This window comes from Nocardiopsis oceani, assembly GCF_054777395.1.
Map to the genome: position 1 here is coordinate 1 of NZ_BAAHAR010000073.1, position 23,694 is coordinate 23,694.

The 23,694-nt window shown below is 70.5% G+C and carries 25 protein-coding genes; 20 read left to right on the plus strand and 5 right to left on the minus strand.

The window, feature by feature from the left end; translation table 11 throughout:
• Positions 1 to 399 precede the first annotated feature (399 nt).
• Positions 400 to 1,413: an SDR family NAD(P)-dependent oxidoreductase gene (locus ACYVDG_RS30575; RefSeq protein WP_460762582.1), complete on the minus strand. Its 1,014-nt coding sequence runs from the start codon at positions 1,411 to 1,413 to the stop codon at positions 400 to 402.
• Positions 1,414 to 1,541: 128 nt separating this feature from the next.
• Here ACYVDG_RS30575 and ACYVDG_RS30580 point away from each other — a divergent pair, with 128 nt between their 5' ends.
• Positions 1,542 to 2,147, plus strand: coding sequence for a TetR/AcrR family transcriptional regulator (locus ACYVDG_RS30580; protein ID WP_460762586.1), 606 nt, complete (start codon positions 1,542 to 1,544; stop codon positions 2,145 to 2,147).
• Here ACYVDG_RS30580 and ACYVDG_RS30585 read toward each other — a convergent pair.
• Positions 2,122 to 3,144, minus strand: coding sequence for a GlxA family transcriptional regulator (locus tag ACYVDG_RS30585; RefSeq protein WP_460762591.1), 1,023 nt, complete (start codon positions 3,142 to 3,144; stop codon positions 2,122 to 2,124). The genes ACYVDG_RS30580 and ACYVDG_RS30585 overlap by 26 nt on opposite strands.
• 71 nt (positions 3,145 to 3,215) lie before the next feature.
• Here ACYVDG_RS30585 and ACYVDG_RS30590 point away from each other — a divergent pair, with 71 nt between their 5' ends.
• The 12 genes from ACYVDG_RS30590 to ACYVDG_RS30645 all read left to right on the plus strand — a co-directional run bounded on the left by ACYVDG_RS30590 (position 3,216) and on the right by ACYVDG_RS30645 (position 15,123).
• Entirely contained in the window at positions 3,216 to 4,472 is a 1,257-nt protein-coding gene (locus ACYVDG_RS30590; RefSeq protein WP_460762597.1) for an MFS transporter, read from the plus strand.
• 2 nt (positions 4,473 to 4,474) lie between these two features.
• Entirely contained in the window at positions 4,475 to 4,921 is a 447-nt protein-coding gene (locus ACYVDG_RS30595) for a hypothetical protein (protein WP_460762601.1), read from the plus strand.
• 285 nt (positions 4,922 to 5,206) lie between these two features.
• A complete protein-coding gene (locus ACYVDG_RS30600) occupies positions 5,207 to 6,091 on the plus strand; it encodes a glycoside hydrolase family 16 protein (RefSeq protein WP_460762604.1) in 885 nt (294 codons plus the stop codon).
• 190 nt (positions 6,092 to 6,281) lie between these two features.
• A complete protein-coding gene (locus ACYVDG_RS30605; protein ID WP_460762607.1) occupies positions 6,282 to 7,052 on the plus strand; it encodes a DUF4097 family beta strand repeat-containing protein in 771 nt (256 codons plus the stop codon).
• A 200-nt stretch (positions 7,053 to 7,252) separates the two neighbouring features.
• On the plus strand, positions 7,253 to 7,714 hold the full coding sequence (locus ACYVDG_RS30610) for a hypothetical protein (RefSeq protein WP_460762612.1): 462 nt from the start codon (positions 7,253 to 7,255) through the stop codon (positions 7,712 to 7,714).
• Between the two features lie 5 nt (positions 7,715 to 7,719).
• The gene (locus tag ACYVDG_RS30615; RefSeq protein WP_460762615.1) at positions 7,720 to 8,646 is read left to right on the plus strand and encodes a hypothetical protein; all 927 of its coding nucleotides are present in this window, start codon (positions 7,720 to 7,722) and stop codon (positions 8,644 to 8,646) included.
• Between the two features lie 286 nt (positions 8,647 to 8,932).
• Positions 8,933 to 10,243, plus strand: a complete 1,311-nt coding sequence (locus tag ACYVDG_RS30620; protein ID WP_460762618.1) for a YeeE/YedE family protein — start codon at positions 8,933 to 8,935, stop codon at positions 10,241 to 10,243.
• 342 nt (positions 10,244 to 10,585) lie between these two features.
• On the plus strand, positions 10,586 to 11,764 hold the full coding sequence (locus tag ACYVDG_RS30625; RefSeq protein ID WP_460762621.1) for an ABC transporter substrate-binding protein: 1,179 nt from the start codon (positions 10,586 to 10,588) through the stop codon (positions 11,762 to 11,764).
• A 2-nt stretch (positions 11,765 to 11,766) separates the two neighbouring features.
• A complete protein-coding gene (locus tag ACYVDG_RS30630; protein WP_460762624.1) occupies positions 11,767 to 12,540 on the plus strand; it encodes an ABC transporter ATP-binding protein in 774 nt (257 codons plus the stop codon).
• Positions 12,537 to 13,199: an ABC transporter ATP-binding protein gene (locus tag ACYVDG_RS30635; protein WP_460762627.1), complete on the plus strand. Its 663-nt coding sequence runs from the start codon at positions 12,537 to 12,539 to the stop codon at positions 13,197 to 13,199. The genes ACYVDG_RS30630 and ACYVDG_RS30635 overlap by 4 nt, the downstream gene beginning before the upstream one ends.
• A complete protein-coding gene (locus ACYVDG_RS30640; RefSeq protein ID WP_460762630.1) occupies positions 13,196 to 14,059 on the plus strand; it encodes a branched-chain amino acid ABC transporter permease in 864 nt (287 codons plus the stop codon). The genes ACYVDG_RS30635 and ACYVDG_RS30640 overlap by 4 nt, the downstream gene beginning before the upstream one ends.
• Positions 14,056 to 15,123, plus strand: coding sequence for a branched-chain amino acid ABC transporter permease (locus ACYVDG_RS30645; RefSeq protein WP_460762635.1), 1,068 nt, complete (start codon positions 14,056 to 14,058; stop codon positions 15,121 to 15,123). Before ACYVDG_RS30640 ends, ACYVDG_RS30645 begins: the two co-directional genes overlap by 4 nt.
• Here ACYVDG_RS30645 and ACYVDG_RS30650 read toward each other — a convergent pair.
• Positions 15,110 to 15,958, minus strand: coding sequence for a PaaX family transcriptional regulator (locus ACYVDG_RS30650; protein WP_460762639.1), 849 nt, complete (start codon positions 15,956 to 15,958; stop codon positions 15,110 to 15,112). The genes ACYVDG_RS30645 and ACYVDG_RS30650 overlap by 14 nt on opposite strands.
• A 186-nt stretch (positions 15,959 to 16,144) precedes the next feature.
• Between ACYVDG_RS30650 and ACYVDG_RS30655 the strand changes: the two genes are divergently transcribed.
• Genes ACYVDG_RS30655 through ACYVDG_RS30675 form a run of 5 tightly spaced genes read left to right on the plus strand, consistent with a single transcriptional unit; the run spans position 16,145 to position 20,644 of the window.
• Positions 16,145 to 17,062: an SDR family NAD(P)-dependent oxidoreductase gene (locus ACYVDG_RS30655; RefSeq protein WP_460762644.1), complete on the plus strand. Its 918-nt coding sequence runs from the start codon at positions 16,145 to 16,147 to the stop codon at positions 17,060 to 17,062.
• The gene (locus ACYVDG_RS30660; protein ID WP_460762647.1) at positions 17,062 to 17,952 is read left to right on the plus strand and encodes an amidohydrolase family protein; all 891 of its coding nucleotides are present in this window, start codon (positions 17,062 to 17,064) and stop codon (positions 17,950 to 17,952) included. Before ACYVDG_RS30655 ends, ACYVDG_RS30660 begins: the two co-directional genes overlap by 1 nt.
• A 4-nt stretch (positions 17,953 to 17,956) precedes the next feature.
• Entirely contained in the window at positions 17,957 to 19,462 is a 1,506-nt protein-coding gene (locus ACYVDG_RS30665; RefSeq protein ID WP_460762650.1) for an acyl-CoA synthetase, read from the plus strand.
• 26 nt (positions 19,463 to 19,488) lie between these two features.
• Positions 19,489 to 19,944: a MaoC family dehydratase gene (locus ACYVDG_RS30670; protein ID WP_460762655.1), complete on the plus strand. Its 456-nt coding sequence runs from the start codon at positions 19,489 to 19,491 to the stop codon at positions 19,942 to 19,944.
• Positions 19,945 to 19,984: 40 nt separating this feature from the next.
• Entirely contained in the window at positions 19,985 to 20,644 is a 660-nt protein-coding gene (locus ACYVDG_RS30675) for a YdcF family protein (RefSeq protein ID WP_460762659.1), read from the plus strand.
• 12 nt (positions 20,645 to 20,656) lie between these two features.
• Here ACYVDG_RS30675 and ACYVDG_RS30680 read toward each other — a convergent pair whose 3' ends face one another.
• Positions 20,657 to 21,187, minus strand: a complete 531-nt coding sequence (locus tag ACYVDG_RS30680) for a GNAT family N-acetyltransferase (RefSeq protein ID WP_460762663.1) — start codon at positions 21,185 to 21,187, stop codon at positions 20,657 to 20,659.
• A 105-nt stretch (positions 21,188 to 21,292) separates the two neighbouring features.
• Here ACYVDG_RS30680 and ACYVDG_RS30685 point away from each other — a divergent pair, with 105 nt between their 5' ends.
• A complete protein-coding gene (locus ACYVDG_RS30685) occupies positions 21,293 to 21,775 on the plus strand; it encodes a YbaK/EbsC family protein (protein ID WP_460762666.1) in 483 nt (160 codons plus the stop codon).
• On the opposite strand, the gene ACYVDG_RS30690 is transcribed toward ACYVDG_RS30685, so the two are convergent.
• Positions 21,768 to 22,658 (minus strand): MFS transporter, encoded by an 891-nt coding sequence (locus ACYVDG_RS30690; protein WP_460762669.1) that lies wholly within the window; start codon positions 22,656 to 22,658, stop codon positions 21,768 to 21,770. The two genes, ACYVDG_RS30685 and ACYVDG_RS30690, sit on opposite strands and share 8 nt — an antisense overlap.
• 139 nt (positions 22,659 to 22,797) lie before the next feature.
• On the opposite strand from ACYVDG_RS30690, the gene ACYVDG_RS30695 reads away from it, so the two are divergent.
• Complete coding sequence (locus ACYVDG_RS30695) at positions 22,798 to 23,637, plus strand: RNA-guided endonuclease InsQ/TnpB family protein (protein WP_460762674.1); 840 nt, start codon at positions 22,798 to 22,800, stop codon at positions 23,635 to 23,637.
• The last annotated feature ends 57 nt before the right edge of the window (positions 23,638 to 23,694 follow it).

Sequence of the window (23,694 nt, forward strand, 5' to 3'; positions counted from 1 at the left end):
TTCGCCTCGGGCTTCCTCTCGACCCCACCTCACGGTGACGCCGTTGCCTCCGGCTCAGAGTTAGCACTGCCGCTTCCTCTAGAGGACTTCCACCTCCAAGCAACTGCCCATGCTGGGCACACCAAGAGGACGGCCCCGTCGAGCTGTGCTCGACGGGGCCGTCCTGGCCCGGACCGGTGCGGCGGTCGCCTCACGGCGGGTGGCACAACACGGTTCCTGGCGCCCACGCGGGGTTCGGTATTCCGTGAAGGCTTCAGTTGAGCCCGGGGGACACTTGCTACCGCACCGGCCCGGACCACGCACAACGAGGTGGGGCGGGTGACTATTCCCGGGGCCGGAATCCGGATTCGCTCCGGATACCTGCGGCCCGTTCCCGGCCGGCTACTGCGTCCCGGACGACTATTGCGCCGACCAGCCCCCGTCGGAGGGCAGGATCGCACCCGAGACGTTCACCCCGTCGTCGCTCAGCAGGAAGCTGATCGAGGCGGCGAGCTGCGGCGCGGTCGCGATCGGCGGGACCAGTGCCAGGAAGTCGTCCAGGCGGCCGCGCCCGTACTCCGATCCTCCCGCGCTCATTCCGGTGGCGACACCGCCGGGGGCCACGGCGTTGACGCGGATGCCCTGCGGTCCGTACATGAAGGCCGAGCTCTTGGTGATGCCGACGACGGCGTGTTTGGACGCCGTGTAGGCCACCCCGGAGGTCGATCCCTTGAGGGCCGCCTCCGAGGCCACGTTGACGATCGAGCCGCCACCCGTCTCCAGCATCACTCGGACCACGGCGCGGGTGATGCGGAACAGGCCGTCGACGTTCACGGCGAACACCCGCTCCCACATCTGGTCCGAGACCTCGTGGATCGGAGAGAAATCGTCGCTGATGCCCGCGACGTTGGCGAGTCCGTCGATACGCGGACCGGCTGCCTCGAGGATGCGCGCCACGTCACCGGACTCGGCCAGGTCGGCCACGACGGTGGTCACGTCGGAATCGGACAGTTCCGAGGCCAGAGCGTCCAAGCCGCCGGAGGAGATGTCGACGGCGATGACACGACCGCCCTCGCGCGCCACTCGTGAGGCGGTGGCACGACCGATCCCGGAGGCTCCGCCGGTGACGATGACGGTCTGTCCGTCGAAGCGCCCCGGGACGACGCGCTCACGCCACCCGGCCGCGGTGCCGGTCTCCTCGGGGATCACTCCCCCGTTCACCCGGCGGACCAGGTCGTCGACGGTGTCCTGGGTGACCGACCCTTGGCTGAGCTCGACCATCTGCCGGAGCGGGAGGTTGCTGACCGGGGCCAGGGAGTCCGCGCCCACCCCCGCCCGCGCCAGGAGTTCACCGAGGGCTTCAGCGCCCTCGGGGTGCGCCAGCCACGCACCGATCGTGCTGCTTCCGGTCAGCGGCGAGCTCTGATCCGCCATGGTGCCCCTCTTCCTGTGTCGGCTCGGTTCCGGGGGTCGCCTATCCGAGCCGGAAATATAGCGACTTTCTGTCGCAAACATTAAGACATTCGGTCGCGAAAGTCACGCGGCGTGTGGATACTGGTGGTATGCCTAGGATCCGGGGCGAGAACCTCGCCGACCACCGCGAACGCACGTGGACCGCGCTGACGGAGGCGCTCGACGGCCTCCTCACCGAGCACTCCTTCGAACAGGTCTCCCTTGGGGACGTCGCCGCCCGGGCCGGGATCGCGCGCAACACCGTGTACAACTACGCCCCGGACAAGACCGCGCTCCTTGCGGCCACCGTCGAGCACTCCGGTACCGCGATGGCGCGGCGGATCGAGGAGATCGCCGAAGACCGGGCCACCTCCCCCACCGCGCGCATCACGGCGATCGTCGAAGCCCTCCTGAAGTCGTTCTCCACCGAGACGCACCGGCTCTTCGTCCTCCAGAGCCAGCTTCAGCCCCGCGCTTCAGAGGACCTGGCGGCGGCGGGCCCGTACGTGTTCATCAAGGCCCGTTTCGTCGGCGTGGTGCGCGAGGGTGTCGCGCGGGGGGAGTTCCGCGACACCGGTGACGTCCACCTCGATATCGAACTCGTCTCCGGGCTGCTCGAGGCCGGCGTCCGCCGGATCGCGCGCGACCCCGCCAACGCGACCGGCGTCATGGAGCGCACGACCGCGATGGTCATGCGGTGTCTGCGGTCCGGGTGATCGGCGAACCCCCGGGCCCTCGGAAGGTGCGGCGGTAGGCACTGGGGCTCACGCCCAGGGCCTGCTGCATGTGCTGGCGAAGGGAAGCCCCCGTACCGAAGCCCGCCTGGGCGGCGACGCGGTCGACCACCAGGTCGGACTCCTCCAGTAGGTGGCGGGCGCGGTCGAGGCGCTGCTCGGCGAACCAGCGGCCGGGCGACAGGCCCGTCTCCTCCCGGAAGCGGCGGGTGAAGGTGCGCACGCTCATGGAGGCGTGTTCGGCCATCTCGCGCAGGCCCGGCTGATCCTCCAGGTTCGCGAGGGCCCATGCTCGGGCTTCGGCGGTGGCGGCGCGGGCCTGCTCGGGCACGGGGCGGCGCACGTACTGGGCCTGTCCGCCGTCGCGGTGCGGCGGGACGACGGTGCCGCGGGCTACCTCGTTGGCGACCGCGGCGCCGTGATCGGAGCGGATCATGTGCAGGCACAGGTCGATGCCGGAGGCGACACCGGCGGCGGTGAGTACGCGGCCGTCGTTGTCGGTGTACAGCACGTCCGGGTCGAGGTCGATGTGCGGGTACATGGCGCGGAAGAAGCCCGCCGAACGCCAGTGGGTGGTCACCCGGCAGCCGTCCAGGAGCCCGACGGCGGCGAGGACGAAGGCGCCGCTGCAGATGGAGGCGACCCGGGCGGTGGCGGGGATGCGGTCGAAGGCAGCGGCCAGGTCCGGGGCGAGGGGGTCGTGGGGGCGCTCGACGTAGTCCTCCTCGGCGGCGGGCAGCATGACCGTCGCCGCCTCGGCCAGGACCTCGGGGCCGTGGGGGACGTTGATGCTGAAATCCGTGTCGGTGGCCACCTCGCCGGGTTCCAGTGCGCAGGTGACCACCTCGTAGAGCAGGTTCCCGTCGGCCCCGCGGGCCTGCCCGAAGAGGCGGTGGACGATGCCCGTCTCGATCGGCAGGAGCCGGTGGCGGACGAGTACGGCGACCGGGTGGCGTTCGGGGTGATTGAAGACAGGCATGGCCTGATTCTTTCACATATTGGCTTTCGGGCCACTGTCGGCAGGGGTGCCTTTCGCAGGACGCTGGTTCCATGCTCAACACGACACGGAACCACGCACCCGCCCGGCCGCGCCGCGCCTGGCTGATCGCCTTGGTTGCGGGCCTGACCATCACCGGGGCGGCCGCTTTCGCCGCGATGCCCGGACTCCTCACCGACCCCTTGCACAGCGAGTACCAGTGGTCGCGCGCCTCCATCGGTCTGGCCGCCTCGGTGAACATGGTGGTCTACGGACTCATCGCCCCCTTCGCCGCCGCCCTGATGGACCGCTTCGGCATCCGCCGGATCGCGCTGGCAGCGCTGGCGGTAGTGGTCTCGGGCGCCTTCCTCACGACCGTGATGGCCCAGCCCTGGCAGTTCACCCTGTACTGGGGGCTGCTCGTGGGTGCCGGGGCCGGCGCCCTGGGGATGACCTTCGCCGCGACGGTCGCGCACAACTGGTTCGTGGAGCGCCGCGGCCTGGTGGTCGGCGCGCTCACCGGTGCGAGCGCCTTCGGACAGCTGGTGTTCCTGCCCGCGCTGGCGTGGGTGGTGGACCACCACTCCTGGCGCCCGGCAGTGGTGACGCTGGCCCTGGCTTCCTTGGCCCTGGCCGCTCTGGTGGCCGTGGCCCTGCGCGACCACCCCGCGGACGTGGGCCTGCGCCCCTACGGAGCACGCGAGTTCACACCCAAGCCCGAGCCGGAGCGGGGCGCGGCCGCACGGACGGTCCGGGTGCTGGCCAGCGCCGTGCGCCAGCGTCGCTTCTGGCTGCTGGCCGGGACGTTCGCCGTGTGCGGAGCGACCACCAACGGACTGCTGTGGGCGCACTTCGTGCCCGCCGCCCAGGACCAGGGCATGCCGGTGACGGTGGCGGCCGCACTGGTGTCCGCCGTGGGTGTGTTCTCGCTGGTGGGAACGGTGCTATCGGGGTGGCTCTCGGACCGGTACGACCCGCGGGTGCTGCTGGCGGTGTACTACGGCGGCCGGGCCGCGCTGCTGGCCCTGCTGCCCCTCATCCTGGGGCCGGACGCGGGACCGGCGATGCTGGCCTTCGTGGTGCTGTTCGGCCTCTTGGACGTGGCGACAGTGCCGCCCACCATCCTGCTGGGCCGGAGAATGTTCGGCGCGGACGGCGCGGTGGTGTTCGGCTGGATCAACGCGGTGCACCAGGTGGGTGCCGGGGGGATGGCGGTCACCGGCGGCCTGGTGCGCGACGTCGGCGGCGGATACGGGCCGCTGTGGCTGCTGGCGGCGGCGCTGTGCGTGTTCGGGGCCCTGCTGTCCCTGCGGATCGGCCGGGAGGTCTGACGATGCGTCCGAGTGCTTTCTCAGTGGTGGTTCTGGTGATCACGGGCCTGTTGGGTTACGTGGGGCTGACCGGACTGGAGCAGGGTGTGCGAGCAGCCCAGGGCGAGGGAGTCCCGGGTGTGTTCGTGGCGGAGTCAGTGTCGTGCGTGCAGCACCCGGGGCACGAGTCCTGCACCTGCCAGGGGACGTTCGCCCCGGAGGCGGCCGAGGACGGCGCGGGTGCCGCCGGGGACGAGCAGGACGTCCGCCTGCACGCCGCCGACCGGTCCACGTGCGTGGAGGGCGAGGAGGTCGCGGCGGTGGACGCGGGCGCCGCCGACCGGGTGTACGGGCCCGACGGTTCGCGCGAGTGGATACTTTCAGCGCTGTTCGTCCTCGTCGCGGCCGGCGCGTTCGGAGTGGTGATCGGGGGCTGGATCCGCGCGGCGTGGATGCGGGTCAAGGTGTAGTCGCGGCGTAGCGGTAGCGCAGATCGTGTGAGCGGAATCGGCCCGGAGGACCGAAGGGGACTCCGGGCCGATCGGCATTCCCCACCCTTTGGAACCCGGACCGGAATGCATTTGGGAGCGATCCCAAATTCTTGCCGAAAACCCCTTGTTACACATCTGACGCGCTCGTACAGTCACTTAACACCTATTCAGCGGGCCATTCGAACCCTCAACGGGACCCGCGCGCGACCCGCTAGCTCGCGCGTGTCAGGGGCTCGGAACCCGCACCCCCCATAGGAGAGCACGATGCACACGAGCAGGAAGACCGAACAGAACCGGAAGACGGTACGACACACCGTCACCGCCGCCGTGGGCCTCGGGGCCGCCGCGGCCCTCACCGCGACCGCCCTCACCTGGGCCGGGGGCGACGCGGACCCCAACACCGAACTGACGTCGACGGACGCCGCCCAGCAGGGCGAGCTCGTCTGGTCCGACGAGTTCGACGGCGCTGAGGGCGACGCCCCCGACCCCGACAACTGGAACCACGAGACCGGCGACCACGGCTGGGGCAACGAGGAACTGCAGAACTACACCACCAGTCGGGACAACTCCGCTCTGGACGGTGACGGCAACCTCGTCATCACCGCGATCGAGGAGGACGACGGCGGCTACACCTCCGCCCGCATGACCACGCAGAACAACATCGAGCACGCCTACGGCCGGATCGAGGCGCGCATCCAGCTGCCGAGCGGCCAGGGTGTCTGGCCCGCTTTCTGGATGCTCGGCTCCGACTTCCCCGACACGGAGTGGCCCGACTCCGGCGAGATCGACATCATGGAGCTCATCGGCAGTGAGCCCGAGACCGTCCACGGGACCGTGCACGGGCCCGGCTACTCGGCGGGCGACGGGGTCGGCGCCTCCTACGACCACCCGGACGGCGGGTCGTTCGCCGAGGGCTTCCACGTCTACGCGATCGACTGGGAGCCCGGCTCGATCACCTGGTCCGTCGACGGAGTCGAGTACAACACCATCACCCCGGACGACGTCAGCGGCGACTGGGTCTTCGACCAGGAGTTCTTCATGATCCTCAACGTCGCGGTGGGCGGCGAGTGGCCGGGCTACCCCGACGAGACCACCGAGTTCCCGCAGGAGATGGTCGTGGACTACGTCCGCGTCTACGACATGGAGTAGGCGCCGCCCCGGCGCCGGACCAGTGCCAGCCCCCGTCGCCAACACCCCCACCGGGGCCCGAGGCAGCCGTCTCGGGCCCCGGTCCGTGTGTGGCCGCACCGTCGGGACTCACCGCACTCCTCCCTGGTGGAGGCCCCCTCTTTTCGGCGCTTTAGACAGGCAACACCCAACGTCATGTTACGTTCACGCTATGGACGGACCCTCGGAACCCACTCGGTCGAAGGCGGACCGTCGGCCGACAGGGGGTGCGCTCATCGTCGGTGGGGCCCTCCTCGCCCTGGCCGTCACCACCGGCTGTGCCTCGGGCGGTGCCTTCGACGAACCGGAGGAGAAAGGGTTCGACGACATCCCCGAACTGCTCCTGGTCGAGGTGGAGGACGCCGACCTGGAGCTGGTCCCCGCGGACACGGAGCAGATCCGGGTGACGCGGGAGGAGACCGGGGCCGCGGGCGGCGACTGGGACCTGGAGGGCGACACGCTCACCTTGGAGGCCGACTGCGGCACCCTCACCGACTGCGAAGTGCGCTACGAGGTCGCGCTGCCCGCCGATACAGCGCTGTCGGTGCAGGCCTCCAGCGGCACCACCACCGTTTCCGATTTCACCGCCCCCGTCGAAGTGACCACCGACAACGGACCGGTCCGGATCTCCGGAGTCCGCGGCCCGCTCACCCTGACCGCGGGAAACGGGGATCTGGACGTCGAGGAAGCCGGGCCGGAGAGTCTGACGGCGGCAACCGACAACGGCACCATCGACGCCCGGTTCTCCGAGACACCCTCCGAGGTGGAGGTCAGCACCAACAACGGCGACGCGACGGTCGCTCTGCCCGGCGGCCCCTACGCGGTGTTCGAGACGACCGGAAACGGCGAGATCCGCACCGAAATACCGGTGGACGACACCGGTGACAGCACCGTCACCGCCCGGACCGAAAACGGCACCGTCGCCCTCGTTTCCACCGACTGATCCGCCCGCGCGCGCTTCCCCAGCACCGGATACCTGGCCGGGCGGCCGGGTCCGGCCACCGCACCGCGGGGTGCGGTGATGGGATGCGACCTGCCCTTCGCCTAGAATCACCAGGAATCCTTACGCGTGCCCCTGACTGACCACACGCGCTCCCCCGTCCCCGGAGCGCCGACCGGACACCGCCCCCAACGGGAGCACGGATGCCACCTCTTGACCCCGGTTACCTCATCAGCCTGGCCTTTTCCTGCCTCCCAGCGGTAGTGGGAGTGGTCGGTCTCTGCCTCCTCCCCCGGTTCCCCCGAGCGGTCCGCGGCACGGCGGTCAGCGGGCTGGTCCTGCTCACCGCCTCGTCCGTGGTGCACGTGCTCGTGGAACTCTTCGCCTTCAGACTCCTGGGGGTGACCGGGCTGGTCGAGGTCTCCATCGCCGTGGGCTACCTGAGCACCTTCATGATCGCCGCCGGGTTGCTTTTCCTGGCCCTGGCCGCCACACGTCGCGACCCGGTGGAACCAACCCGCCCGCAGGCCGAACCCTGGCAGGGCGCACCCGCGCCACATCCGGGCATGCCCCAGCCGCACCCCGGCTACGGGCAGCCCGGACCCGCACAGCCCGGACCGGCACAGCCCGGATCTGGACACTCTGATCCGCGTGGAGGTGCCTGATCGTTATGATCCTCAACACGGTGATCGCCTTCGTCCAAGCACTGTTCTTCGGGGTCGTGGGTATTCTCGCGCTGGTGCGCGCCGGACGAGTCGGCCGGGCACGCGGGCTCGTCATGACCGCGGGAGCGCTGGCCTGCCTCTACGCACTCTGGTCGGCGGCCATGCAGGTCCTGTGGATGTCGGTCCCGCCGGTCCCGGCGACCGTGCCGGGAGTGGACGCCCCCGAACTCACTCCGATGCAAGCCTTCATGGACGACGTGCTTCTGCCGGCATGGCGTTACGGCAGCTGGCTGCTCATCTGCGCCATCGCACTGTTGCTGGTGATCGCACTGGCCCGGTCCGGCGCAGCGGCGGCCCGGACAGCTCGACACCACGGGCACCAGGGGCCGCCCGGACCTCCGGGGCCCCACGGGCAGATCGGATCCCACGGGCAGCAGCCACCGCACCCCGGCCAACAGCCGCCATGGGGTCAGCCGTACGGCGCGCAGTACCAGCAGGCCCACCACCAAGCCCAGGGTCACAGCGGGCCGCAACATCCGCCGATGCCCCACGGCCACAGCGGACCGCAGCAGCCACCCGCGCCCTATGGGCACAGCGGGCCGCAACATCCGCCCGCACCCCAGGGATACAGCGGACCACAGCAGCCGTACGCACCCCACCAGGGGCCGTCGGCTCCCCCGCCCGCAACACCGCCGCAGGGATCGGTCGTTCCCTCGCCGCACTGGGCACCCCAAGCGCCACCTTCGGACCACCGGCCTCCGGCCCCGCCGGAACAGCAAGCCCACCAGCAGCATCCCCTCGAGGCACAGTGGGATCCGGACCCCGCTCCGGGGCAGCCTCCGCAGGAGCCGCCGCGAAGACGCCCGGGCCGCCACCGTGCGCCCGACCCCTCGGAGCATCCCGACCCACCGGGGCGCCCCGAGGTCCGCTGACACCACCCTGGCCTGGCCTCATGTGGGCTCTCTCATGTAGACGGCCCCGTGATGGACCTTGCGCTATGCCCTAGAATCCTCACCATGTCCGGTCCCGCACGCTTTCTGCGCATGGTTCTGATCTCCATGTCGCTCACGAGCACCGACAACGGCCTGTGTCGCCGCCGGTGCCGTCTTCGCGTGCGCTGACCCGACCCGTCTTCCCGCACCCCGCGCGGCACCGGTGTACCCCTGACGCACTCACGGCCCAGGCCGTCCCGCCCCGTCATGTTTGGACGCCACCCCTGTGACCGCAACACCCACCGCAACGACCGGGAATACCGGCTCCGAAGCCCACTCTGCCGAGGTCTCTCCCTTCGCCCTGAAGTGGCGCCCCACGCTCTCGGTCCCGCCGCCCCAGGCCCCCGAGGCCGAGCCGGTCCGTTGGTGGCCGCTCGCCGTAGCCCTGATCGGGGCACTGGGCCTGTCCGCCTTCGTGTGGTCCGAGCACGGAGCGCTGCCCGCCGTCCTCCTGCTGCTGGGCACCGGCCTGGGCTTCACCTTGTTCCACTCCCGTTTCGGGTTCACCTCGGCCTGGCGCCAGTTCCTCGCCGTCGGCAACGGCACCGGTCTGCGCGCCCACGCGGTCCTGCTCGGGACGACCGCCACCCTGTTCGCGCTGGTCATCGGGACCGGAACGGGTCTGTTCGGGAACGAGCCCGAGCCCATGACCGGTCCGATCGGCATCGCCCTGTTCGCCGGGGCCTTCCTGTTCGGGATCGGCATGCAGCTCGGCGGCGCCTGCGCCTCGGGCACGCTCTTCGCGGTCGGCTCCGGCCAGTCCGCCATCGTCATCACGCTCTTCGGCTTCATCGTCGGCTCCCAGATCTACAGCCTCGCGTGGCCACTGGTCGCCGACCTGCCCGAGGTTCCACCGCTGCTCCTCTCCGACCACGTCGGCTGGGGCGGTTCCTGGGCCCTGACCATCGCGGCGCTGATCGGCCTGGTCGTCATCACCCGCGCGGTGCAGAACCGCCGCGTCCCGCCGCCCGTTGGCGCACCGCCCTCGGCCCAGGGGCTGCTGCGGATCGTGCGCGGCAGCTGGCCGCTGATCGCGGGCGCGCTGGTCCTGGCCTTCCTCGGCGCGGCCGTGCTCGTCGTCTCCGGTGGAGCCTGGGGTATCACCTCGGCCTTCAACCTGTGGGGCGCCAAGGCCCTGCAGCTGGTCGGCGTGCAACCCGAGACCTGGGCGTTCTGGGCCCAGCCGGACCAGGCGGCCCAGCTGGCCAACCCGATCCTTCAGGACAAGAACAGCCTCACCAACATCGGCATCATCCTGGGCGCCGCGGTGGCGGCCGGCGCCGCGGGCACATGGAAGCTGCACTCGGGCCTGAGCTGGAACCTCGTGGCCGCCGGCCTGGTCGGCGGCATCCTCATGGGCATCGGCGCCCGCCTCGCCGGCGGCTGCAACATCGGCGCATACCTGGCCGGTATCGGCTCGGGCAGCCTGCACGGCTGGCTGTGGGCCGTCTTCGCGCTGGCCGGGACTTGGGCCGGGCTGCACGCCCGCTCCCTGTTCGGCCTGGCCGTGCCCAAGCCCAGTGACAGCGCCTGCTGAGGCGACCCGCCCAGAGGAACCGAAAACCCCGCACAACGCACCGACGCCCACCGAAAGGCCGCACCACGGCCCGGTGGGCGTCGGCGTGTCCGGGGTCCACCACACCACTCGCGCGAAGGCACCGCGAGGGCACCGCGGACCCCCCGGAGCCGTGCGCACCAAGTTTTGCATGATGTTGACTGATGCAAGAATTGTGCCTAAGTTTATCCCCACGGAGTGTCCCCGGACACTCACAGATCCGCACCCGTGGTGCGTCGTCCGCCCACGTCACAGCGGCCTCCAGCTCCCCAGCTCAGGGGCGCTTGCCTACCCCCACCCCCCATATTTCCCAGGAGTACCTCCGTGCGCAGGTTTCTCTCCTTCAGCGCTTGTCTCGCTCTCATCGCGGCCACCGCATGCGGCAATGAGGAGCAAAACACCGACGAACCCGTGGTGATCGGCTACATCACACCGCTGACCGGCGACTTCTCCAACCTCGGTACCGACAACGAGCTGGCCGTCGAGCTGGCGGTCCAGCAGGTCAACGAAGACGGCGGGGTCCTCGGCCGCGATATCGAACTCGAAACCCGGGACGACCAGAGCTCACCCGACCAGTCGGTACTGGCCTTCAACGACATCCAGTCCGAAGAGCCCGCGGCCTTCATCGGTTCGGCGTTCTCCGACAGCGCCATGGCGACCATCCCCGCCATCGAGCGCAGCGGTGTCCCCTACCTCTCCCCCACCCCCGCGGACGAACAGCTCGACCCCCTCCGCGACGAGGTGTTCGTCGTCCCCGCCACTGCGACGGCCTACGCCGAACGGGCCCTCGAGTACTTCGAGGCCGAAGGCATGACCCGGGTGTCCGTCGCCTACTCGGCCACCTCCTACGCCGTCGCCGGATACCTGGCCATGGACGAGCTGGCCGACGACTACGGGATCGACCTGGTACAGGTCAACGAGTACCAGCAGGACACCACCGACTTCGGGCACGTCTTCTCCGGCCTGGACGAGGAAGACCCCGACGCCCTCCTCTTCTGGGGAACCGGCCCGCCCGGAGTGACCTTCACGCAGCAGTACGATGCCGTGGACGCCGACGTCCCCCTGGTGGTCACCGGTTCGCAGGCCTCCCACCTCTGGTTGGAGCCGGCCGGGGAGGCCACCGAGGGTGTGACCGTCCTCAGCTCCATCGGCGTGGTCGGCGAGCACCTCCCCGAGAGCGACCAGAAGGACGTCATCCTCGAGACCGTCGAGGCCTACTCCGAGGCGTACGAGCAGGAGCCGCCCCAGTTCGCCCTCGACGGCTACACCGCCGTCCAGCTCCTGGTCGAGGCCATCGAGTCCGCCGGTTCCACCGAGCACGAAGACATCCTCGCGGCCCTGGAGGACCTCGAGCTGGTCACGCCGAACGGCACCTACACCTACTCCGAGACCGACCACGCAGGGATCAGCACGGAGGCCATCTCCGTCAACCAGGTCGAGGACGGCGAGTTCGTCCCGGTGCCGTGGTCGATCGAACAGCTCAACGCCACTTACGGAGGCTGACCGTGCCCCAGCTGGACATCGCCGGTCTCAGTCGGTCCTTCGGAGGGGTCCACGCCGTCCAGGACGTGGACCTGACCGTCGCCGACGGCGAGACCCGGGGCATCATCGGCCCCAACGGCGCGGGCAAGTCCACGATCTTCAACCTGATCAGCGGTCACCTGCGCGCCGACCGCGGCACCGTGGCGCTGGGCGGGCGGTCCTTGGGCCGCCTGTCCGCCCACCGGCGCGCCCGCAGGGGCGTAGCCATCGTGTTCCAGGGCGCACGCATCTTCCCCGGCATGAGCGTGCTGGAGAACGTGATGGTCGGCGCGCACCTGCGCGAGCGCTGCGGGTTCACCTCGGCGATCCTGCGCCTGCCCGCCCACCACGCCGCGGAACGGCGGATCAGTGCCCTCGCCCGTGAGGCGCTGGACCGGGTCGGCCTGTCCGACCGGGCCGACGCCCCCGCGGAGTCCCTGCCCATCGGCCAGCAGCGCGCGATGCAGCTGGCCCGGGCGCTGTGCGCGGACCCGGAACTCCTCCTGCTCGACGAACCCGCCTCCGGACTGCGCGCGCAGGAGCGCGAACGGCTCGCTGTCATCGTCGAGGAGCTCCGGGAGGCCGGCCAGACAACACTGCTCATCGAACACGACGTGTCCTTCGTCGCCCGCCTCTCGGACCGGATCACCGTCCTGGACCTGGGGCGGGTCATCGCCGAGGGAACACCCGACGAGGTGCGCCGGGACCCCCGGGTCGTCTCCGCCTACCTCGGTACGCAGGAAGGGGCCGCAGCGTGATCGCCCTGGAGGACCTGGTGGTCCGGTACGGAGCGGCCACCGCCCTGGACGGGATCTCGCTCTCCGTGGGCGAGGGCGAGATGGTCGCGCTGGTCGGGCCCAACGGCGCTGGAAAGTCCACCTTGGTGGACACCCTGTCCGGAGTGCTGCGTCCGGCCTCGGGCCGGGCCGAGGTCAAGGGAAGGCTGGCCCACGTCCCCGAAGGCCGCCAGCTGTTCGGAGACCTCACGGTCGAGGACAACCTGCGGCTGGGCGCGTGGCGGGTGCGTGAACGCGACCCCGCCCACGTCTACGAGGTCCTGCCCGACCTTCGGGAGCTGCACCGCCGCCGGGCGGGTTCACTGTCCGGCGGACAGCAGCAGATGGTCGCGGTCGGGCGGGCGCTGATGGCCCAGCCGGATGTGATCGCCGTGGACGAGCTGTCCCTCGGGCTGGCCCCCAAGATCGTCCAGAACCTGGTGCGCCACCTGGTCGGCCTCAACACGGAGCGCGGAACAGCCGTGCTCCTGATCGAACAGAATGCCCGATTGGCCTTGGACGTGTGCTCGCGCGCCTACGTCCTGGAGGCAGGGCGCGTGGTCGCGGAGGGATCCAGCGCCGACCTGGCGCAGGACCCCGTGGTGGCCCGCGCCTACCTGGGCGAGGGGGTGGCGTCGTGACCGAGTTCCTCCACCACGTGATCAGCGGTATCGCCATCGGCTGCGGGTTCGCGCTGGTGGGCAGCGGGCTGGTGACCATCTACCGGGTCACCGGAGTCGTCAACTTCGCCCAGGGCATGTTCGCCGTGGTCGGCGGGATGACGGCGGCGGCCTTCCTCAGCGCCGGGCTCTGGCACGGCGTCGCCGAGCTGGCGGCGGTGGCCGTCGCCGGCCTGGTCGGGGCATTCACCTGGGCACTGGCCCTGGGACGGCGCGGCACCTCCCCGATGACCGCGCTCATCGTCACCCTGGCGATCAGCTTCCTCGCCTACGCGGTACTGGTAGCGGCGTTCGGCGACACACCGCGCTCCACGGCGGGGCTGTCCGGGATGACCTCGCTTATGGGCGTGCCGGTACGCCGTCACCACCTGCTGGTCATCGCGGTCACCGCGGTGGTGTTCGTCCTGCTGTGGCTGTTCCTGACCCGCACCTACCTCGGCAAGGCGCTCACTGCCTGCGCCACCAACCCCTACGCGGCACGGGTGGTGGGGATCCCGGTGGCGCACATGGCGCTGTTCGCCTTCGTGCTGGCAGGTGTCCTCGGCGGGCTCGCCGGTGTGCTGCTCACACCGCTGCGGCCGATGTCGTTCAACTCGGATGTGTCACTGATCGTGCACGGTTTCGCGGCCGCGATCCTCGGCGGGCTGACCCGGCCCATGATCGCGCTCGCCGGCGGCGTCCTCCTCGGTGTCGTCGAGGCACTGGTCGCCGGGTACGGCAATGCCGCCTACCAGACCATGGTCGCGCTCGTCGTCATGCTCACCGTGATGGTCTGGCACGCGGCGCGACGCCCCACGGTTCACCAGGAGGTGACTGCGTGAGTAGTGCGACCGTGTCCGCTCCGGACCGTTCCGAAGAGTCGGTGCTGCCTTCCCCACCGCGCCGGTGGCCCCGCCACCTGGGGTTCGCGCTGCTCGCGGCGGCCGCCCTCTTGGCGCCGCTCGCCTTGGACAGCGGCGGCCTGGCCGTGTACGTCCAGGTGGCGCTCAGCGCGTGCGTGGTTGTCGGTATCTCCCTGCTCATGGGGTACGCCGGTCAGGTCTCGCTGGGCCAGGCGGTGTTCTTCGCCGTCGGCGGCTACACGGCGGCGATGGTCTCCATGAACGGGTGGCCCACCTTGGCGGGGCTGTTCCTCGCTCCGCTGGTGGCGGCCGGGATCGCCCTGTTGCTGGGCCTGCCTCTGCTGCGCCTGCGCGGCCACCACCTGGCCTTCGCCACCATCGCCGTGCACCTGATGTTCCTGGTGGTCGTGGCACAGACCGACGCGCTCGGTGGCAGCGTGGGCCTGCAGGGCGTCCCACTGCTCTCGTTGGGCCCGTGGGAAGTGTCGACCAACCTCGGGTACGCGTACCTGTCGCTTGCGGTGCTCGCCGTCGTGATCCTGGTGGCACGCAACACGGTGGACTCCCGGCCGGGCCGGGCCCTGCGCGCGCTGGCCACAAGCGAGACCGCGGCCGCCTCCTCCGGGATCCCCGTCGGGCGGTACAAGCTCACCGTCTTCGCCCTGTCGGCCGCGTTCGCCGGGGCAGCCGGCGGTGTCTACGCCTTCTACATCGGGTTCCTCTCACCGGGGATGTTCCCGGTGGCGATGTCGATCAGCTACGTGGTGATGGCGGTGGTCGGCGGGCTGGGATCCGTGTGGGGTGCCGTCGTGGGTACCACCCTCGTGACGGTCGGGGTCCACTTCCTCGGCGTGCTGGGGACCATGGACGGCATGCCCGACTACGCGCCGAGCGTGTTCTCGTACGCGGTCTACGGGCTGCTGCTGGTGGTCACGGTGCTCTTCCTCCCGCACGGGATCGTTCCCTCCGTCCGTGAGCGGTGGCGACGCCGCCGGAGCGTCCGCCACCGCGATGCGCGGGAAGAGGAGCTCAATCGGGAATGACGTCTATGATCTCCTCGACGAGCTGGGTCGCCGTCTCCTGGTAGGTCTCGTGCAATTCGTTGACCAGGTCCTGGGCCGGTACCGCGGGCCAGTCTTCGCACAGGTAGGCGAGCGGGAGGCGCGGGTCCGCGCGGATCAGCCGCATCCACTCCGTCACCAGGTAGAGGAGCCGGGCCAGCTCGTCGGGGGCCTCGGGTACCGGGTTCGTGGCCGCCCACCGGGCGAGGAAGTCCCGGTACCTGCGCTCCAGATCGGCGATGTCGTAGGCCTCGTGGACGAGCTGGCCGGCCTCGGTCGGCGGACCCAGGCGCGCGTGGAAGACCCGGACGTGGTCGACGAGGTCGAGTTCGGCGACGAAGCCGGAGGTGTCCACGACCGAGGGGGCGATCCACAGCCCGCTGCGCAGCGGACCGAAACCCGACCAGGACAGTCGGGTGCGCAGGTCGTGCCGCTGGCGCTGCCAGGCCTCCGGCAGTGAGAAGGACAGCAGGGTCCACAGGCCGTCGTCGTCGAGGTTGACCACCCCGGCGTCCCAGATGCGCTTCTCACCTTCGGTGAGGATGTCCACGCACCGGGGGGTGAGCCCGTAGTAGACGCGGCGGCCTTTGCGTTCGCGGTCCAGCAGGCCGCGCTGGGCCATCCTGCTCAGCGTGGAGCGGACCGCTTGTTCGGACACGCCGACGCGGGAGAGGACGTCGATGAAGGAGCCGGAGAAGACCCGGATGCCCCTCCCCAGGACGAACCGGCCGAGGAAGGCCAGCATGAACGACTGCGGTCGTGCTCGAACACCGTCCCGTTCCCGCACCGCTTCGGCCCCGTGCGTCGGCTCATCCATATGCTCCGCCATTCCTGCCTCTACCTGGCCCAATGGTAGTCGGGGCTGCTCAGGGCATCCGACCGCATCATATTGTGCATTTTCTTGACTGCTGCAAGATTTGCACATAAGTTCGTGCACCACCACCCCCCTTCCATCGATCGCCCCCTACCCCCCAACCCCTCCCTCCAGAAACGGAGTTCACCGATGGACCTCACGGGAAAATCGGCACTGGTCACCGGCGCAGGGCGCGGCCTCGGCCGGGCCTACGCGCTCGAACTGGCCCGGCGAGGCGCCCAGGTCGTGGTCAACGACGCTGACGGAGAGGCCGCGGCGAAGGTGGCCGCCGAGATCACCGAAACCTCCGGCACCGCCATCCCCCACGAAGCAGCCGTGGGCACCTCCCAGGTCGCGGACGACCTCGTGAACACGGCTGTCACACACTTCGGCGGCCTGGACACCCTGGTCACCAACGCGGGAGTGCTGCGCGACCGCGTTCTGTGGAAGATGTCGGACGAGGAGTTCGACACCGTCGTCGACGTCCACCTGCGCGGCACCTTCACCTGTGCCCGCGCCGCCGTGACCCATATGCGCCAGCGCGGCGAAGGCGGGCGCCTGGTCATGGTCGCCTCCCCCGCAGGGCAGCGCGGCAACTTCGGCCAGACCAACTACGCCGCCGCCAAAGCCGGGATCGCCGCCATGGTCCGCACCTGGTCGATGGAGTGCGCCCGCGCCGGCATCACCGTCAACGCCGTCGTCCCCGTCGCCGCCACCGCCATGACCGCCACCATCCCCGACTTCGCCCCGCACGTGGCGGCCGCACAGGACGAGGGCGCACCTCTGCCCGGGTGGATGCGCCAGGCGGAGGGCTTCGGCACCCCCGAAGACGCTGCCGGACTCGTGGCCTACCTCGCCTCGGACGAGTCCGCGCACGTGACCGGCCAGTGCGTCGGCATCGGCGGCGACAAACTCTCCCTCTGGTCTCACCCCCAAGAGGTCTCCGTGGCCTACCGCGACGGCGGCTGGAGCGCCGAGGCGATCGGCTCAGTGTGGGCCCACACCCTGGGCCGCGACGAGCAGAGCGTCGGCATCCCCGCACCGACCCCGCCAGCGGGTGAGGCCTGATGGGCGGTATCGACCTGGACCGGATCACCGCCATCGACGTGCACACCCACGCCGAAGTCTCCGCCACCGGCGGAGACGCGCTCGGCGACGACCTGCACGAGGCGTCCAGCACCTACTTCGGAGTCGAGGGCGAGCGCAGACCCACCCTGGACCAGATCGCCGCCCACTACCGCGAGCGGAGCATGGCGTGCGTGGTCTTCCCCGTGGACACCGAGTCCACCTCCGGGCTGCCCGCGGTACCCAACGAGGAGGTCGCCGAGGCGGCGGCCGCCCACTCCGACGCCCTCATCCCCTTCGCCAGTATCGACCCGGCCAAGGGCGCCCTCGGGGCCCGCAGGATCCGGCGCCTCGTGGCCGACTACGGGGTCAAGGGATTCAAGTTCCACCCCAACCTGCAGGAGTTCTTCCCCAACGACCGCTCGGCCTACATCCTCTACGAAGCGATCCGCGAGAGCGGGGCCGTCGCCCTCTTCCACAGCGGACAGACCGGTATCGGCGCCGGGGTACCCGGCGGGGGCGGTGTACGCCTCAAGTACTCCAACCCCCTGCACGTGGACGACGTGGCGGCCGACTTCCCCGGGATGCCGATCATCCTGGCGCACCCCTCCTTCCCTTGGCAGGAGGAAGCCCTGTCGGTGGCCACGCACAAACCCGAGGTGCACATCGACCTGTCCGGCTGGTCACCCAAGTACTTCCCGCCGCTCCTCGTCCGCTACGCCAACAGCCTGCTCCAGGACAAGGTCCTCTTCGGCTCCGACTACCCGGTGCTGTCCCCCGACCGCTGGCTGGCCGACTTCGACAAGCTCGACATCAAACCCGAGGTCCGCCCCAAGATCCTCAAGGACAACGCCGTACGCCTGCTATCCCTCCACCACGTGGCGGAGGGATAGCCCGATGCGCAACCAAGGAATCGGTTCGTGGACCGCACGGCGCGCCCGCACCTCTCCCGAACGGGTCGCCCTGGTCCACGAGGACACCACCCGCACCTACGCCGAACTGCACGAGCGCGTCCTGCGCCTGGCCTCGGTCCTCGACGAGCTCGGGGTCCGCAGCGGAGACCGCGTCGCCTACCTGGGCACCAATCACCCGTCACTGCTGGAGACGCTGTTCGCCTGCGGCAGCCTCGGAGCGATCATGGTCCCGCTCAACACCCGGCTGGCCGTCCCCGAACTGGACCACATCGTCCGGGACAGCAGGCCGTGCCTCCTGGTCCACGGCGCCGACCACACCGGCCCCGCCGCCGAACTGTACTCCCGAGAGGCTGTACCCCAGCTATTGCCCGTGTCCGGGCACGGCCCCGACGACTACGAGCAACGGCTCGCCGCCGCCAGCCCCGCGGTGCGGGACGAGCCCGTCCAGCTGGACGACACGTGCATGATCATGTACACCTCCGGGACCACCGGCAGGCCCAAGGGCGCCATGCTCACCCACGGCAACCTCTCGTGGAACTGCGTCAACGTCCTCCTCGACGTCGACCTCACCGCCGACGAGGTCACCCTGGTCACGGCACCGATGTTCCACACCGCCGCGTTGAACATGACCTGCCTGCCGACCCTGCTCAAGGGCGGCCGACTGGTCATCGCCCCCCGGTTCGACCCCGACCTGGCCTTCGACCTCATCGAGCAGGAACGGGTCACCTGGATGTTCGGCGTCCCCGCGATGTTCAACGCGCTGTCGGGGTCGCCGCGCTGGGCCGACGCCGACCTGTCGTCGGTCCGGATGCTGGAGGCGGGCGGGGCCCCGGTCCCGGAGAGCACCATCGCCACCTACCAGAAGCGCGGCCTGACTTTCCTGCAGGGCTACGGCATGACCGAGGCCGCTCCCGGAGTGCTCTTCCTCGGCGAGGCCGACGCCGAGCGCAAGGCCGGCACCGCAGGCCGTCCCAGCTTCTTCACCGACGCCCGGGTGGTGCGCCCCGACATGACACCGGTCGAGCCGGGTGAACCCGGGGAGATCGTGGTGCACGGGCCCAACGTCATGCACGGGTACTGGGGGCAGGCGGACAGCACCGCCGCCGTGCACACCGACGGCTGGTTCCACAGCGGGGACGTGGGGGTGACCGACGACGAGGGTTTCGTCCGCATCGTCGACCGGATCAAGGACATGTTCATCTCCGGCGGGGAGAACGTCTACCCGGCCGAGGTGGAGAACGTCCTGCACGCCCACCCCGCCGTCAGCGACTGCGCCGTGGTCGGGGTCCCCGACCGGACCTGGGGCGAGGTGGGCCACGCCTACGTGGTCGCGGCCGAGGGGTCGCACAGCACGGCGGCGGACCTGAGCGCGCACTGCCGCGCGCACCTGGCCGGCTACAAGGTCCCCAAGTCCTTCGCCCTCATCCGGGAGCTTCCCCGCAACGCCTCCGGGAAGCTCCTCAAACACCGTCTGCGCGACAGTTCCTAACCCCGCCACCACGATCGGAGACCCCCATGCCCACCACCGTCAACGGACTCGACGAACTACGCGCCGCCGCCGGCAAGGACCTGGGCCACAGCTCCTGGATGGAGGTCGCACAGGAGCGGGTCAACACCTTCGCCGACGCCACCGACGACCACCAGTGGATCCACGTCGACCCCGAACGCGCCAAGGACAGTCCCTTCGGCGGCGCCATCGCCCACGGCTACCTCACCCTGGCGCTGTTCATCCCCTTGTTCAGCGAGGTCCTCGTCATCGAAGGGGTCTCGGTCAAGGTGAACTACGGCCTGAACAAGGTCCGCTTCATCGCACCGGTCCCGGTAGGCTCTCGGGTCCGCCTCGCCGCGACCCTGGCCGAGGTCACCGACGTGTCGGGCGGGGTGCAGGTCGTGGTGGACGGCCGCATGGCGATCGAAGGGCAGGAGCGGCCCGCCGCAGTCATGCAGGTCGTCCTCCGCTTCCTGGAGTGAGAGGCCGATACCCGGTGGGAGAGACCCCGCGCGGAAGGGTGTGGAGTTGGAACTGACCGAAGAGGTCCGGCGGCGGGCCCGGGCCGTCTGGGACTACCAGCACATGGGCCAGCGGCCGCGCCTGTGCGACGTCGCGGTGGTGCTGGGCAGCCACGACCCGGGGGTCCCCGCGTGCGCCGCCGACCTGTACCGGCGCGGTCTCTTCCCCCGCATGGTGATCACCGGCGGGAACAGCCCCTCGACCCTGGCCCGGTTCCCCCGCGGCGAGGCCGTGCACTACCGCGAACACGCGCTGGACCTGGGCGTTCCCGATACGGCGATCCTGGTGGAGCCCGAGGCCACCAACACGGGCGAGAACATCCGCCTGGCCCGGGCGCTACTCGAACGCGAGGGTGTCGCGCGGCGCACCGTGATGCTGGTCAGCAAGCCGTACATGGAGCGCCGCGCCCACGCCACCACCAGGGCTCTGTGGCCCGAGGCGGATACGGTGTGCGCCTCGGCCGGGATCGGGTTCGACGACTACCTCGGAACGATCGGCAACGACCGGCTGGTCGTGGACACGATGGTCGGCGACCTGCAGCGCGTGATGGAGTACCCGGCCCGCGGCTTCGCCGTCCCCCAAGAGGTCCCCGGCCACGTCCGCGAGGCGTACGCGTACCTGGTGGAAGCGGGATTCGACGGCCACCTCATCCGGGACTGAGGTCGTCCCACGTCAGGCACGGGCCTCATAGAGGGCGAAGACGGCGTGGTCGACCTCCTCCCCCGAGTCCTCAGCGAGGCCGGGGCGGACGAACGTGCCCACGAAGGACAGTCCCAACCGCTCCATGACCGCGCGCGAACGCCGGTTGTGCGCCTCGGTGAAGGACACCACCCGGTCGGCGCCCAGGCCCTCGAAGGCCAGTTCCAACCCGGCACGGCCGATCTCGGTCGCGTAGCCGTTGCCCCAGTATTCTTCGCGCAGCGCCCAGCCCAGTTCCAGGCACGGGGTACCCGACAGTTCGGTCCAAGAGCATCCGCCCCGGCCTACCAAGGCACCGTCCGAGCGCCGCCGGGCGAGCCACTTGTGCACACCGTGCTCACGCCATTGCCGACCCATGTCCGCGGCCTGCACGCGGGCGCCTTCGCGGGTCCCCGTGCCCGCGAACCAGCGGGCGATGCCCGGATCCCGGTGCAGGAACCACAGGTCATCGCCGTCATCGGGGCCGATCGGGCTCAACCGCAGGCGCGGGGTCAACCGTTCCATCCGCGAATCCTCCCCCACGGACGCCCCGGGACGACACCCGATTTCGCGCGGGCGGAGGGCGGGCGCGTAACCTGCGGCTGGAAACCGGACCGGAGAGGAACACCCATGGACGAGGTCAAGGACCTGCCCGAGCGCAGCCGCCTGGTGGTGGCGGCCCTGCGCGAACTCGGAATGGAAGGCCGGGTGCGCGAACTGCCCGCCTCCACCCGGACCGCCGCGGAGGCCGCCGAGGCACTGGAGTGCGAGGTCGGGGCCATCGCCAACAGCCTGGTGTTCATGGCCGACGAGCAGCCGCTGCTGGTGATGACCAGCGGACGCCACAAGGTGGACGTCGCCGTGCTGGCCGACCGCCTCGGCAAGGCGAAGATCAGGCGCGCCAAGCCGGAGGAGGTCCGGGCGGCCACGGGCCAAGCCATCGGCGGGGTCGCGCCGCTGGGCCACCCGGCACCGGTGGAGACCGCGGTGGACCCCGCCCTGGCCGACTACCCGCGGCTGTGGGCGGCGGGCGGGACGCCGAACACCATCTTCCCCACCGACTACCCCGAGCTGCTGCGCATGACCGGCGGTACCGAGGTCGCGGTCAACTGACCCGGGCCGAGTCCGCCCTGTTCCCGCTCCCCGCACGGACCAGGAACAGGGCGACGAACACCCCGACCAGGCAGGCAGCGGCGACGACCCCGTACACCGCTCCGGTGGCCCGGCCCAGCGCCGCGACGGTGGCCCCGGCGCCGTCCTCCGCCGGGAGCGCCGCGGTGAACGCCGCGCCCAGGCCCAGCGTGCCCACCGCCGCGCCCAGCGGGAAGCTGCTGTTGACCACACCCGTGGCCATGCCCACCCGGTGGGCGGGCACGACCGTGGTGGCCACCGCCATCAGGGGCGCGTTGACCACGCCGTTGGCCAGGCCCCAGAGGGCCATGGTCGGCAGGTACCAGAGCGGGTCGTGCACGTTCCACGCCTGCCACGCGAACAGTGCCCCGCCCGCGGTGAGGAAGACGAACCCGAAGGCCAGAACGGTCCCGGCGGGGAAACGGGACTGGGCCCGTCCCGCCGCCAGCGCGCCGAGGACGGTGCCCACCCCGACGGGCAGCACCAGCAGACCGGTCTCCAGCGGGCCGAGCCCGTGCCCGTCCTGGAGGTAGAGGATGAAGTACACGGTGCCGCCGGTCAGGCCGACCCGGGTCAGCACCCCCAAGAGACTCACCCCGAGGAAGGGCCGTACCCGGAACAGGGCCAGGTCCAGCACCGGCTCCGCCGCCCAGCGCTGGTAAAGCACGTACCCGGCACAGAGCACGACCGCGGCCGCGGACCACACCGCGACCCACCACGAACCGCCGTCCTGGGCCGCGGTGAGCCCGAGATTGACCAGGAGCAGCGCTGCGGCGACCAGTACCGCGCCCGCCCAGTCGAAACCCGCCCCGCCGCGGCGCATGGCGTCCGGGCGCAGCACGCGCAGGCCCAGCAGCAGCGCCACCGCCCCGACCGGCAGGTTGATCAGGTTTTTGGCGGTGCAGACCCCGTCCCTTCAGGGCGGGGATAGCCGCCCCCACCTAGAAATGTCACATCCTCGGGCTACGGTCCTCTCCAGGATCGACGGGGGAGGTGTGTGTGCTGTGCTGACGGGATTCCGGTACCGGCTGGCGCTCACCGACGCCCAAGCCCGCCAGTGCGCCGAGTACGGCGACATCTGCCGCGCGGTGTGGAACACCGCCCTAGACCAGCGCCGCCACATCATGGACCGATGGAAACGCGGCTACGCCGCCCCCTACTGCGGCTACCACCTCCAAGCCACACAGCTGGCCCAGGCCAAGACCGAGGAAAGCTGGCTCAAGGCCGCCCCCTCGCACATCCTGCAGCAGACCCTCAAAGACCTGGACCGGGCCTGCACCCAGCACGGCACCTTCAACGTCAACTTCCGGCCCAAACACCACTGGAAACCGTCCTTCCGCTTCCCCGACGGGCCCCTCATCACCGTTCAGCGTCTGGGCCGAAAATGGGGGCAGGTGAGACTGCCCAAACTCGGGTGGGTGCGCTTCCGCTGGTCGCGCCCGCCCAAGGGCACGGTCCGTTCCGCCACCGTGCGCCGCGACGGCGCGCACTGGTACGTGTCCCTGCTCTGCGAAGACGGCGAACTCACGCCGACCTCGCATGCGGTGCCCGATTCGGCGGTGGGGGTGGACCGCGGCGTGGCGGTAGCGGTGGCCACCTCCGAGGGCGACCTGTTCGACCGCACCTTCCAAACGCCGAAAGAGACCGAGCGGGAACGCCGCCTGCGCCGCCAGTTGGCCCGACGCCGCAAGGGGTCGGCGAACCGGGCCAAGACCAAGCGGGCCCTGTCGAGGGTGACCGGGCGGGTGCGGGCCCGGCGCGCCGACTTCAGTGCCCTGAGGGGCCCTGCTGTTTCCGGACAGGCTTTGAACCGCCTGTCTCACGCGGCCAGTCGCATCTCCTGATGCGCCGCGTAAATCTCCGCGGGCGTGTTGTATCCCAACGCGGAATGAAGACGCCTG